9 protein-coding genes and 2 pseudogenes are annotated in these 12,485 nt (G+C 72.0%); 7 read left to right on the forward strand and 4 right to left on the reverse strand.

The genetic code is table 11. From position 1 onward, the window contains the following. Positions 1-3: 3 nt before the first annotated feature. Positions 4-2,205, forward strand: coding sequence for an MMPL family transporter (locus tag AMK26_RS01440; RefSeq protein ID WP_073750993.1), 2,202 nt, complete (start codon positions 4-6; stop codon positions 2,203-2,205). A gap of 108 nt (positions 2,206-2,313) precedes the next feature. Here the strand turns inward: AMK26_RS01440 and AMK26_RS01445 are convergent, their stop codons facing one another. Then, complete coding sequence (locus AMK26_RS01445) at positions 2,314-2,511, reverse strand: helix-turn-helix transcriptional regulator (protein ID WP_073750995.1); 198 nt, start codon at positions 2,509-2,511, stop codon at positions 2,314-2,316. 206 nt (positions 2,512-2,717) lie between these two features. Further along, positions 2,718-3,632, reverse strand: a complete 915-nt coding sequence (locus tag AMK26_RS01450; protein ID WP_073750997.1) for a sugar phosphate isomerase/epimerase family protein — start codon at positions 3,630-3,632, stop codon at positions 2,718-2,720. Between the two features lie 125 nt (positions 3,633-3,757). Between AMK26_RS01450 and AMK26_RS01455 the strand changes: the two genes are divergently transcribed. The 6 genes and pseudogenes from AMK26_RS01455 to AMK26_RS01480 all read left to right on the forward strand — a co-directional run bounded on the left by AMK26_RS01455 (position 3,758) and on the right by AMK26_RS01480 (position 10,687). Then, positions 3,758-4,921, forward strand: coding sequence for a 5-dehydro-2-deoxygluconokinase (locus AMK26_RS01455; protein ID WP_073750999.1), 1,164 nt, complete (start codon positions 3,758-3,760; stop codon positions 4,919-4,921). Beyond that, positions 4,918-5,802, forward strand: coding sequence for a Cgl0159 family (beta/alpha)8-fold protein (locus AMK26_RS36020; protein ID WP_073751001.1), 885 nt, complete (start codon positions 4,918-4,920; stop codon positions 5,800-5,802). Before AMK26_RS01455 ends, AMK26_RS36020 begins: the two co-directional genes overlap by 4 nt. An 11-nt stretch (positions 5,803-5,813) precedes the next feature. After that, positions 5,814-6,629 (forward strand): 5-deoxy-glucuronate isomerase, encoded by an 816-nt coding sequence (iolB, locus tag AMK26_RS01465; protein WP_073751003.1) that lies wholly within the window; start codon positions 5,814-5,816, stop codon positions 6,627-6,629. Continuing rightward, positions 6,626-8,500 (forward strand): 3D-(3,5/4)-trihydroxycyclohexane-1,2-dione acylhydrolase (decyclizing), encoded by a 1,875-nt coding sequence (iolD, locus tag AMK26_RS01470; protein WP_073751005.1) that lies wholly within the window; start codon positions 6,626-6,628, stop codon positions 8,498-8,500. Before iolB ends, iolD begins: the two co-directional genes overlap by 4 nt. Before the next feature lie 25 nt (positions 8,501-8,525). Beyond that, on the forward strand, positions 8,526-10,028 hold the full coding sequence (locus AMK26_RS01475) for a CoA-acylating methylmalonate-semialdehyde dehydrogenase (protein ID WP_073751007.1): 1,503 nt from the start codon (positions 8,526-8,528) through the stop codon (positions 10,026-10,028). A 60-nt stretch (positions 10,029-10,088) separates the two neighbouring features. After that, a pseudogene (locus AMK26_RS01480) lies at positions 10,089-10,687 on the forward strand (DUF4291 domain-containing protein). Between the two features lie 5 nt (positions 10,688-10,692). On the opposite strand, the gene AMK26_RS01485 reads toward AMK26_RS01480, so the two are convergent. Both AMK26_RS01485 and AMK26_RS01490 read right to left on the reverse strand, forming a co-directional pair. Then, entirely contained in the window at positions 10,693-11,886 is a 1,194-nt protein-coding gene (locus tag AMK26_RS01485) for a S8 family peptidase (RefSeq protein ID WP_073751009.1), read from the reverse strand. A 74-nt stretch (positions 11,887-11,960) separates the two neighbouring features. After that, positions 11,961-12,446 (reverse strand): annotated as a pseudogene (locus AMK26_RS01490) (GNAT family N-acetyltransferase); the annotation flags it as partial. Positions 12,447-12,485: the final 39 nt, after the last annotated feature.

Raw genomic sequence — 12,485 nt, forward strand, 5'->3', positions numbered from 1 at the left:
GTCATGTCCGAAGTCAACGGCGCGCCCGCCCGTGGCGGCGCACTCCGGTTCGCCACCGCGCGGCCGCGGCTGACACTGCTGATCGCGCTGGTGGTCACGGCGCTGGCGGTGTTCGCCGGCGGCGGGGTGGCCGACCGCATGGGGAGCGGCGGCTGGGAGGACCCGGACTCCACGTCCGCGTACGCCATGAAGGCCCTGGAGCGGGAGTTCCCCGCCTCGCAGCCCAACCTGCTGCTCCTCGTCGACAGCGGACGGGCGGGGGTGGACGATCCCCAGGTGGCGGCCCAGGCCCAGCGCCTCGCCGAGCGGCTCGCCGCCGAGCCGGGGATCACCGGCGTCGGGTCGTACTGGCAGACGGGCTCGCCGGCGCTCAGGTCGGAGGACGGGCGCGAGGCGCTGATCGCGGCGCGTATCGAGGGCGACGAGAAGACGGCGGGGGAGACCCTCGAGCGGATGGCCTCGGCGTTCCGGGGCACGCACGGGCCGGTGGAGGTCTCCGTCGGCGGGCCCGTCGCCGTACGGCACGAGATGCAGGTGATCATCCAGGACGACCTGCTGCGCGCCGAGCTGATCGCCCTTCCGGTGACGCTGGTGCTCCTCGTGATGGTCTTCGGCAGCGCCGTCGCCGCCCTGCTGCCGCTGGGCATCGGCATCGTCGCCATCCTCGGGACCAACGCCGTGCTGCGCGGGCTCACCGAGTTCACCGACGTGTCGGTCTTCGCGATGAACCTCACCACCGCCCTGGGGCTCGGACTCGCCATCGACTACGCCCTGTTCGTGGTGCGGAGGTTCCGTGAGGAGCTGGCCGCCGGCGCCGGCACCGGTGCGGCGGTGGCCACGACGCTGCGGACTGCCGGGCGCACGGTGCTCTTCTCGGCGCTGACGGTGGCCGTGTCCCTCGCCGCGATGCTCGTCTTCCCGCAGTACTTCCTGCGCTCCTTCGCGTACGCCGGCATCGCGGTGGTGCTGTTGGCGGCCGCCGCCGCGCTGATCCTGCTGCCGGCCGCACTGCTGTTGCTCGGCCACCGGGTCAACGCGCTGGATCTGCGCCGCCTGTTCGGGCGGAGGCCGGGGAGGGCCGCGGGCGCTGGGTGGGGGCGGATGGCGGCGCTGGTGATGCGCAGGGCGCCCCTCTTCGCGGTGGGCACGGCCGCCGGGCTGGTGCTGCTGGGGCTGCCGTTCCTGGGAGTGAAGTTCGGTACGGCGGACGACCGTCAGCTGCCGTCGAGCGCCGAGTCCCGGGTCGTCCAGGACCACCTACGGGACGGCTTCCCGGGCAGTCCGGGCGGCGGGCTGGAGGTCCTCGCCGAGGGGCGGGCCTCGGCCGCGCAGTACGCCGAGTACCGCGACCGGATCGCCGGCCTCCCCGGCGTGCTGCGGGTGGACGGGCCGGTGACCTCGGGGACGTACGCGTACTTCTCGGTGCAGCCCGAGGGGGAGGCCGTGGGTGAGGAGACTCAGCGGCTCGTGCGGGATCTGCGCGCCGAAGCCGCGCCGTTCGACACATCGGTGACCGGGGCGGCGGCTGTGCTGGTCGACTCCAAGGACGCCATAGCCGACCGGCTGCCCTGGGCCGTGGGCATCGTCGTGGTGGTCACCCTTCTCCTGGTCTTCCTGCTCTCCGGCAGTGTGCTCATACCGATCCAGGCGGTCGTGCTGAACGCGTTGAGCCTCACGGCGATGTTCGGGGCGATGGTGTGGGTCTTCCAGGACGGCCATCTGTCCGGGCTCCTGGGCTTCACCCCCACCGGAGACATCGAAACGACGCTGCCGGTGCTGATGTTCTGCGTCGCCTTCGGGCTCTCCATGGACTACGGGGTGTTCCTGCTCTCCCGCATCAAGGAGGAGTACGACACCACGGGCGACCATGAGCACGCCATACGGTTCGGGCTCCAGCGCACCGGCGGGCTGATCACCGCGGCGGCCGTGATCCTGGCGGTGGTGATGGTGGCCATCGGGACCTCCCGGGTGACCAACACCAAGATGCTGGGCCTGGGCGTCGCCCTGGCCGTGGTGATGGACGCGATGGTGGTACGCAGCCTGCTCGTCCCGGCCGTGATGAGACTGACCGGACGGGCCACCTGGTGGGCACCGGCCCCGCTGCGGGCCCTGCACGCCAGGTTCGGACTCAGCGAGGGCGAGATACCGGCACCGGCGCCGGAGCCCCGGGTGGCTCCCGAGCTGGAGCCGGCTGTCAGGAGCTGACCGAGGGCGCCGTCTCCGGGTGCCCCCGGTGGACGGCCCCGGATGTACGCGGCCGGCCCCGTACCGGGGGAGGTGCGGGGCCGGGGCGCCAGAGCACAGCCGGGAACGTCAGGTCGCGCGACCGCGGTTGCCGGGGCGGTTGGCCACCCAGACGCGGATCGTGTCCGGGTACCAGTAGGGCTTGCCACCCTCCACATGGTCGGGCTGCGGAAGCAGGCCGTGCTTGCGGTACGACCGCACCGTGTCCGGCTGTACCCGGATGTGCGCGGCAATCTCCTTGTAGGACCAGAGCCTTCTGTCCGTCATCTTTGGCACCTCCCTGCGCGCGCCGCGGCGGCGGTCCGGGAGGACCGTCGGGGGAGCCGCGGCGTTGACGCTGGCGATCACTGAGCCTGTGCCCGTTGAACGACACAGAGTGACGAGGGGAGAGGGCCTGTTGAACGTCTGTGACGGAAGGTCCGCGTGATGGAGACATGTGTGACACGGCAGGGTCACTGTGACAAAGGCTGTGCTCACGCCCCGCAGGAGCGGAGGAAGCGGCGGGTGCGTTCGGCGATGGGGTAGGGCTGGTCCGGGGGGCAGGGGTACATGTCCTGCTCGACGATGGCGAAGAGGTCGACGTCCAGGGCCTGGGCGGCGGCCAGGACGGGTTCGAGGGCGGGGACTCCGGTGGGGGGCTCGCACATGACGCCGCGTGCCACGGCCGGCCCGAACGGGGTGCCCTCGGCGACGACTTCGGCGAGGATCTCGGGGTCGACCTGCTTGAGGTGGAGGTAGCCGATCCGCTCGCCGTACGTCTCGATCAGCTTGACGCTGTCGCCGCCGCAGTAGGCGTAGTGCCCGGTGTCCAGGCAGAGGGCGACGAGTTCGGGGTCGGTGGCGTCGAGGAAACGGCTGACGTTCTCCTCGCTGTCGATGTGGGTGTCGGCGTGCGGGTGGACGACGATACGCAGGCCGAAGCGGTCCCGGACCTCCAGGCCGAGGCGTTCGGTCAGGCGGGTGAGGTCGCGCCATTGATCGGCCGTCAGGTTCCGGTCCTCCAGCACCTCACCGGTCTTGTCGTCGCGCCAGAAGGACGGGATGACGACGAGGTGGTCGGCGCCCATGGCGCGGGCCAGGGTGGCGTTGTCCGCGACGTGCGCCCAGGTCTTCTCCCAGACGGCCTCGCCGTGGTGCAGCCCGGTGAAGACCGTGCCCGCCGAGACCTTCAGCCCGCGGCGGGCGGTTTCCTCGGTGAGCCGGGCGGGGTCGGTGGGGAGGTAGCCGTACGGGCCGAGTTCGATCCACTCGTACCCGGCCCTGGCGACCTCGTCGAGGAAACGCTGCCAGGGGACTTGCTGCGGATCGTCGGGGAACCACACGCCCCACGAGTCGGGTGCGGAACCGATCCGGATACGGGACAGCGGCGGCGGTGACAGCGGCGTCATGAGGGCCAGCTTGGTGGCGGCCCGAGCAGGGCGTCAAGAGTTCGTCCGAATGTAAGGACAAAATGTTGACAGGCCTTCCGGGGGCGGCTAGACCTGACCACGGTGCCGACGCGAAGGGGACATGGATGGCGACCGATCCGTACGACCTCATCACCATGGGGCGCATCGGGGTGGACCTCTACCCCCTGCAGACCGGCGTCCCGCTCGCCCAGGTCGAGACGTTCGGCAAGTTCCTCGGCGGCTCGGCCTCCAATGTGGCGGTCGCCGCCGCCAGGCTGGGCCGCCGCACCGCGCTGATCACCCGCACGGGCGCGGACCCGTTCGGCGAGTACCTGCACCAGGAGCTGCGGGCGTTCGGTGTGGACGACCGGTGGGTGACGCCGGTCGAGGCGTACCCGACCCCGCTCACCTTCTGCGAGATCTTCCCGCCCGACCACTTCCCGCTCTACTTCTACCGGCAGCCCAAGGCGCCGGACCTGGAGATCCACGAGCACGAGCTGGACCTCGCGGCCATCGCCGCCGCCCGGGTGTTCTGGATGACCGGCACCGGCCTGTCGGACGAGCCCAGCCGCACGGCCACGCTCGCGGCCATGGCCGCCCGGTCCGGTGTCCCGGACGCCGGCGTACCCGGGCCGTCCGGTCGCCCCGTCCGGCCCGGTGACCCGTCCGCCGCGTACGCGGCCGGGCCGGACGGGCGGGTCACGGTCTTCGACCTGGACTGGCGGCCGATGTTCTGGCCCGACGAGGCCGAGGCCCGGCCCCACTACCGCGAGGCCCTCCGGCACGCCACTGTCGCCGTCGGCAACCTCGACGAGTGCGAGATCGCCACCGGCGAGCGCGAGCCGTACCGCGCCGCGCGCGCCCTCCTCGACGCGGGCGTCCGGCTCGCCGTCGTCAAGCAGGGCCCCAAGGGCGTCCTCGCCATCACCGCCGACGGCGACACCGCCGACGTACCGCCCGTCCCCGTCGAGGTCGTCAACGGTCTCGGCGCGGGCGACGCGTTCGGCGGGGCGCTGTGCCACGGGCTGCTCGCCGGCTGGGACCTGGAGCGGACCGTTCGGTACGCCAACGCCGCCGGCGCCATCGTCGCCGCGCGGCTCGCCTGCTCCTCCGCGATGCCGTTCCCCGACGAGGTGTCGGCCACGCTGGAAGGCGCGTCTCCGGAAGGGGCGTCCCCGGATGGCGCGTCCCCGGAAGGCGTGTCTCCGGAAGGCGTGTCTCCGGATGGCGCGTCCCCGGCGGCCTCCGGCCACGCAGGCGACGCCCGCCCCGAGGGCGGCACGCCGTGACCGTCGACCTCGCCCACCTCGTCGCGGTCCGCACCCGGCACCCCGAAGCCGTCGCCGAGGCCGCCGCCCGACGGCGGCGGCGGACGCTGCTCGGCGACTCCGGGCGGCTGATGATCGTCGCCGCCGACCATCCCGCCCGCGGCGCCCTGGCCGTCGGCGACCGGCCGTTCGCCATGGCCAACCGCCTCGACCTGCTGGAGCGGCTCTGCCTCGCCCTCTCCCGCCCCGGCGTGGACGGGGTCCTCGCCACCGCCGACATCCTGGACGACCTGCTGCTCCTCGGCGCCCTGGAGGACAAGGTCGTCATGGGTTCCATGAACCGCGGCGGCCTCGCCGGCGCCGCGTTCGAGCTCGACGACCGCTTCACCGGCCACCGCCCCGAGGACCTCGTCCGCCTCGGTTTCGACGCGGGCAAGCTCCTGCTGCGCATCGACCACACCGACCCCGGCTCCCTCACCACCCTCACCGCCGCCGCCCGCACCATCGACGCCATGGCCGAGAGGCGGCTGCCCGTCTTCGTCGAACCGTTCCTCTCCCGCCGTGACCCGGCCGACGGCCGCGTCCGCAACGACCTGAGCCCCGACGCGGTGACCACGTCGCTCGCCATCGCCTCCGGGCTCGCCGGGACCTCCGCGTACACCTGGCTCAAGGTGCCGGTGACCGACGACCCCGACGAGATGGCACGGGTCATGGAGGCCACGACCCTCCCCGCGGTTCTCCTCGGCGGCGACGTGGGATCCGACCAGGACACGGCGTACGAGAAGTGGCGGGGGGCCCTGCGGCTGCCGACCGTCCAGGGGCTGGTGGTGGGCCGTTCCCTGCTCTACCCGGCGGACGGCGACGTCGCCGCCGCCGTCGACACGGCCGTGGGCCTGCTCTGAACGGAGAGATCATGACCGACCAGCGGCAGCTGTACGTACCGAGGGGCGAGGCGGCCCAGGGGCCCTACGCTCTCCACATCGACCCGAAACGGGCCGGCTGGGGCTACTCGGCCCTCCGCGTCCTCGACCTCCGCCCCGGCGAGTCCCACCTCCTCGCCAGCGGCGACAGCGAGTGGGTCGTGCTTCCCCTCACCGGCGGTTGTACGGTGCAGGTGGACGGCGAGTGCATCGAACTGCTCGGCCGGGAAAGCGTGTTCAGCGGCGTCACCGACTTCGCGTACGTACCGCGTGACGCCCACGCCCAGATCGCCTCCGGCGCGGGAGGCCGCTTCGCCCTGGCAGGAGCGAAGTGCGAGCGACGACTCCCCGCTCGCTACGGCCCCGCGCCGGAGGTACCGGTCGAAGCGCGCGGCAGCGGGATCTGTGCCCGCGAGGTGCGCAACTTCGCCGCCGCCGACACCTTCGACTGCGACCGGCTCATCGCGGTCGAGGTCATCACCCCCGGCGGGAACTGGTCCTCCTACCCGCCCCACAAACACGACGAGCACCTCCCCGGCGAGGAAGCGGAGCTGGAGGAGATCTACTACTTCGAGATCGAGGGGGAGGGGGTGGGCTACCAGCGCGTGTCGCCGTCCCGCCCCGGCGGCGCGGACGTGCTCGCCGAGGTACGCGGCGGCGATGCCGTCCTCGTACCGGACGGCTGGCACGGGCCGTCCATCGCCGCGCCCGGCCACACCATGTACTACCTCAACGTCATGGCCGGACCGGGCGAGGAACGGCAGTGGAAGATCCGCTTCCACCCCGATCACGTGGAGGGATACCGATGAGCACCCGACGACTCACCACCGCCCAGGCGCTCGTCGCCTTCCTGGCCCGCCAGTACACCGAACGCGACGGACAGCGCCACCGCCTCATCAACGCCACCTGGGGCATCTTCGGCCACGGCAATGTGGCGGGCATCGGACAGGCGCTCGTCGAGTACGCGGCCGACATGCCCTACCTCCAGGGCCGCAACGAGCAGGCCATGGTCCACGCCGCCGTCGGCTACGCCCGCCAGTCGAACCGGCTGTCCACCCACGCCGTCACCACCTCCATCGGCCCCGGCGCCACCAACCTCGTCACCGGCGCAGCCCTCGCCACCGTCAACCACCTCCCGGTGCTGCTGCTGCCCGGCGACACCTTCGCGACCCGGCCCGCCGACCCGGTCCTCCAGCAGCTCGAAGTCCCCTACGCCGGTGACGTGTCCGTCAACGACACCCTCCGCCCCGTGTCGAGGTACTTCGACCGGATCAGCCGGCCCGAGGCCCTCATCCCGGCGGCGATGCACGCCATGCGCGTCCTCGCCGACCCCGCCGCCACCGGCGCGGTCACGCTCGCGCTGCCGCAGGACGTACAGGCGGAAGGCTTCGACTGGCCGGAGGAGTTCTTCGCCGAGCGCGTCTGGCGGGTGCGGCGCCCGCAGCCCGACGCGGCAGAACTGGAAGCCGCCGTACGGGCCGTCAAGGCCGCGAACCGGCCGCTGATCGTCGCGGGCGGCGGCGTGCGCCACAGTCGCGCCGAAGCCGCCCTCCAGGCGTTCGCCGCCGCGACCGGCATCCCCGTCGCGTCCACGCAGGCCGGCAAGGGCTCCCTGCGCCATGGCCACCCGGCCGACGTGGGCGGCATCGGCCACACCGGCACCTCCACGGCCAACGGGCTCGCCCGCACCGCCGACCTGGTCATCGGCGTCGGCACCCGGTACTCCGACTTCACGACCGCTTCCTCGACGCTCTTCGCCCACCCCGGCGTCCGCTTCGTCAACCTCAACATCACCGGCTTCGACGCCCACAAGATGGCCGCCCTGCCACTGGTCGCCGACGCCCGGGAGGGCCTGGAGCACCTGGCCGCTGCGCTCGGCGGATACGCCGTCCCGGCGCAGTACCAGATCGAGTACCACGAGGAGCGGACCCGCTGGGAGGCCCGGGTCAGCTCCGTGTACGCCCCCGCGAGCGACGACGCGCGCCCCACCCAGCCGCAGGTACTCGGCGTACTCGACACTCTGGTCAGCGGCGACGACATCCTGATCAACGCAGCCGGCTCCCTCCCCGGCGACCTGCACAAGCTCTGGCGGAGCCGCTCCCACGACCAGTACCACGTCGAATACGGGTACTCCTGCATGGGCTACGAGATCCCCGCCGCCATCGGCGTCGCCCTCGCCGCCCCCGGCCGCCCCGTCTGGGCCCTCGTCGGCGACGGTACGTATCTGATGAACCCGACCGAAATCGTCACCGCCGTCCAGGAGAACGTCCCCATCAAGGTCGTCATCCTCCAGAACCACGGGTACGCCTCGATCGGCGGCCTCTCCGAGTCCGTGGGCGCCGAGCGGTACGGCACCGCCTACCGCTACCGGGCCCCCGACACCACGTACACCGGCGACCCGCTCCCCGTCGATCTCGCCGCCAACGCCGCCTCCCTCGGCCTGCGCGTCCTGCGCGCCCACACCGTCCGTGACCTGCGAGAAGCCCTCGCCGAAGCCCGCGCGGCGACCGTCCCCACATGTGTCTACGTCGAGACCGAAACGGCAGACACAGTGTCGGGCGCGCCCGCCGCCGAGGCATGGTGGGATGTGCCCGTGGCCGAGACCGCGACCCGTGCGCCGGCGATCAAGGCCCGGGAGGAGTACGACCGGCACGTCGCAGCCCGACGCCGCCACCTGTAGAGGTCCGAAGAGGAGTACGTACGTCATGACGAAGACCGTCCACCACTGGATCGGTGGCAAGACCGTCGAAGGCACGTCGGGCAACTGGGGCCCGGTCACCGACCCGGCGACCGGCGCCGTCACCACGCGGGTCGCCCTCGCCTCCGCCGAGGAGGTCGGCACCGCCGTCGCCGCAGCCAAGGCCGCGTACGCGACGTGGGGCACGTCCTCGCTGGCCCAGCGCACCACCGTGCTGTTCAAGTACCGGGCCCTGCTCGACGCCCACCGCGACGAGATCGCCGCCCTGATCACCGCCGAGCACGGCAAGGTCCACTCCGACGCGCTCGGCGAGGTCGCGCGCGGCCTGGAGATCGTCGAGCTGGCGTGCGGCATCACCGTCCAGCTCAAGGGCGAGCTGTCCACCCAGGTCTCCAACCGGGTCGACGTCGCCGCCATCCGCCAGCCGCTCGGCGTGGTCGCCGGCATCACGCCGTTCAACTTCCCGGCGATGGTGCCGATGTGGATGTTCCCGCTGGCCATCGCCTGCGGCAACACCTTCGTGCTCAAGCCGAGCGAGAAGGACCCGTCCGCCGCCAACCTGCTCGCCGAGCTGGCCTCCCAGGCCGGACTGCCCGACGGCGTCCTCAACGTCGTCCACGGCGACAAGGTGGCCGTGGACGCGCTGCTGGAGCACCCGGACGTCGCCGCCGTCTCCTTCGTCGGCTCGACCCCGATCGCCAAGTACATCCACGCCACCGCCTCGGCGAACGGCAAGCGGGTCCAGGCCCTCGGCGGCGCAAAGAACCACATGCTGGTCCTGCCCGACGCCGACCTCGACGCGGCCGCCGACGCGGCGGTCTCGGCGGCGTACGGCTCGGCGGGCGAGCGCTGCATGGCGATCTCGGCGGTCGTCGCGGTCGGCGCCATCGGCGACGAGCTCGTACAGAAGATCCGCGAGCGCGCCGAGAAGATCAAGATCGGCCCCGGCAACGACCCGGCCTCCGAGATGGGCCCGCTGATCACCGCCGCCCACCGCGACAAGGTCGCCTCGTACGTCACCGGCGCCGCCGCCCAGGGCGCGGAGGTCGTCCTCGACGGCACCGGCTACACCGTCGACGGGTTCGAGGACGGCCACTGGATCGGCCTGTCCCTGCTCGACAAGGTGTCCACCGACTCCGACGCGTACCGCGACGAGATCTTCGGCCCGGTGCTGTGCGTGCTGCGCGCGGACACCTACGAGGAGGGCGTCCGCCTCATCAACGACTCGCCGTTCGGCAACGGCACCGCCATCTTCACCCGGGACGGCGGCGCCGCCCGCCGCTTCCAGCTGGAGATCCAGGCGGGCATGGTCGGCGTGAACGTCCCGATCCCGGTGCCGGTCGGCTACCACTCCTTCGGTGGCTGGAAGGACTCGCTCTTCGGCGACCACCACATCTACGGCAACGACGGCGTGCACTTCTACACGCGCGGCAAGGTCGTCACCACCCGCTGGCCCGACCCGTCGGAGGCCCCGGTGGGCGTGGACCTGGGCTTCCCGCGCAACCACTGAGACCGGGGGGAAGGAAAAACGGCTGGCCCCGACCGGGGCCGGCCGTTGATCCTTGTCCGGATGAACGAGAGCGAACCGAAGTACCGCGTCCGCGCCCCGCACACCGACGACACGGTCACCGTCTACCAGGCGTACGCCCCCGGCATCGGCGGCCCGGCCGCCCGCGACGGCCGCTTCCCGGGGCCTGGAAGCGGGACCGGATGACGTGGATCAAGCCGAGCTTCCTGTGGATGATGTACCGCTGCGGCTGGGCGACGAAGGCGGGCCAGGAGACGGTCCTCGCCGTCGAGATCACCCGCGACGGCTTCGAGTGGGCGCTGCGCCACGCCTGCCTGTCGCACTACGAGCGCGGGGTTCACCCCGACCAGGCCGCGTGGAAACGCCAGTTGCGCCAGTCCCCGGCCCGCGTCCAGTGGGACCCGGAGCGTGACCTGCACCTGGCGCCGCTGCCGTACCGCTCGCTCCAGCTGGGTCTCGCGGGCGAGGCGTCCGCGCGGTATGCCGACGAGTGGACGGTCGCGATACGGGACGTGACGCCGCTCGCGCACGACATGCACGCGCTCGTACGGAGCGGCGATGTGGAGGGGGCGCGACGGCTGATGCCCGAGGAGCGCCCGTACCCGGCGGGTGCGGAGCTCCTCGGGCATCTCACCCCATAGGGGGCCTAGAACAGCGAGTACAGCAGCTTGTTCGGGGAGCCCGTGAGGGCGTTCTGCACCTTGCCGCTCGTGGCGTTGTTCACCAGCGCGTCCCGCACCTGCGCCGGGGAGGCGGTGGGGTGCTTCGACAGGTACAGGGCCGCCACGCCCGCCGTGTGGGGCGCGGCCATCGACGTACCGGAGATGGTGTTGGTCGCCGTGTCGCTGGTGCGCCACGCCGAGGTGACCTTCACGCCCGGCGCGAAGAGGTCCACGCAGGTGCCGTAGTTGGAGAACGAGGCGCGCCGGTCCGCGTTGTCCGTCGCGCCGACCGTGATCGCCTCGGGAACGCGGGCGGGGGAGGTGTTGCAGGCGTTCTCCGGCAGGCCCAGGAGGGGAATGCCGTTGCCGGCCGCGATGGCGTACGAGACGCCCGAGGCGATCGACCGCTTGACGGCGTTGTCCAGGGACGTGTTGGCGCCGCCGCCCAGGCTCATGTTGGCCACCGCCGGCTTCACGGCGTTCGCCGTCACCCAGTCCACACCCGCGATGACCCCGGCGATCGTGCCCGAGCCGTTGCAGTCCAGGACGCGGACCGCGATCAGCCTGGCGGCCTTCGCCACGCCGTACGTCGTGCCGCCGACCGTACCGGCGACATGCGTGCCGTGGCCCTGGCAGTCCTGCCCGTTCTGCCCGCCGCCGACGGTGTCCGTCCCGACCACCGCGCGTCCGCCGAACTCGCTGTGCGAGGTGCGGATGCCGGTGTCGATGATGTAGGCGTTCACGTTCGAGGCGGGGGAGTTGTACGTGTACGTCGTCGACAGCGGCAGGTTGCGCTGGTCGATCCGGTCCAGACCCCAGGTGGCGTTCGGCTGGGTGGCGTTGAGGCGGACGGTCTGGTTCTGCTCGACGTACGCGACCCTCGGGTCGGCGGCGAGGGCGGTGGCCTTCGCCTTCGACATGGTGGTGGAGAACCCGTCGAGCGCGCTCTCGTACTGGTGCTGCGGCGTGACGCCGAGGTCGGTGGCGCGTGTCGAGCCGTCCTTGAGGACGACGATCCAGCTGTTCGACACGGCGGTTTCCGTGGGGGCGAGACGGAGGTCGCCGACCTGCGCGCCGTGCGCGGTGGGGGTGGCGGCGAACTGCAGACCGGCCGCGAGCGCGATGACGGGTATCAGCGCGCCGATGCGGCGCCGGGGCCTGCGGGATGGGGCTCTCATCTCGGGGGCACCTGACCTTTCTTCTTCCGGACGGCCCCACAGCGTCTCGGCTGGTCATGTACCGCACAAGGGTGCTAGTCGGCCTTCTCCGCTTCGTCGCCGAACCCCCACGTGAGCATGGCGAATTCTCCATCGTCGTCGGCACCGGCCGAGCGATACGTCGCCAATGCCGGACCGTTGTCGGTGTCCACCCCGACCCACATGTCGTAGCAGCCGCGCTCCCGGGCGACGGCCGCCAGCGCCTCGGTCAGCGCCCGCCCGATACCGCGCCGCCGGTACCGCTCGTCGACGGACAATTCGTACAGGCACATCTCCGTGCCCTTGTCCGGGTGCAGCATCTCGACACCCGACACCATCCCGGCCGGTACGCCGTCGTCCGTGTACGCGACGAGCATGAGGTGACCGGGCGCGGCGAGGAAACGCTCGGTCCACTCGGGGCGGGCTGGCCCGTCGTACAGGTGCTGCGCTGCGACGATTTCGGCGACGGTCGTCGCACGGCGGATCTCCATGGCAGGCCTCCAGGCCCCTTCGTGTACCGCGTCTGGTGTACGGCGACCGTAGTGCGTACACCTCGAGGAGGCTCGTGAGTTCCACCTGAC

This window comes from Streptomyces sp. CB03234 (assembly GCF_001905885.1).
Lineage (GTDB): Bacteria > Actinomycetota > Actinomycetes > Streptomycetales > Streptomycetaceae > Streptomyces.

Excerpts from the sequence above, each read along its gene's own strand:
- iolD (WP_073751005.1), top strand. The coding sequence starts at position 6,626 with ATGAGCACCCGACGACTCACCACCGCCCAGGCGCTCGTCGCCTTCCTG.
- AMK26_RS01440 (WP_073750993.1), top strand. The coding sequence starts at position 4 with ATGTCCGAAGTCAACGGCGCGCCCGCCCGTGGCGGCGCACTCCGGTTC.
- AMK26_RS01450 (WP_073750997.1), bottom strand. The coding sequence starts at position 3,632 with ATGACGCCGCTGTCACCGCCGCCGCTGTCCCGTATCCGGATCGGTTCC.
- AMK26_RS01485 (WP_073751009.1), bottom strand. The coding sequence starts at position 11,886 with ATGAGAGCCCCATCCCGCAGGCCCCGGCGCCGCATCGGCGCGCTGATA.
- AMK26_RS01475 (WP_073751007.1), top strand. The coding sequence starts at position 8,526 with ATGACGAAGACCGTCCACCACTGGATCGGTGGCAAGACCGTCGAAGGC.
- iolB (WP_073751003.1), top strand. The coding sequence starts at position 5,814 with ATGACCGACCAGCGGCAGCTGTACGTACCGAGGGGCGAGGCGGCCCAG.
- AMK26_RS01455 (WP_073750999.1), top strand. The coding sequence starts at position 3,758 with ATGGCGACCGATCCGTACGACCTCATCACCATGGGGCGCATCGGGGTG.
- AMK26_RS01445 (WP_073750995.1), bottom strand. The coding sequence starts at position 2,511 with ATGACGGACAGAAGGCTCTGGTCCTACAAGGAGATTGCCGCGCACATC.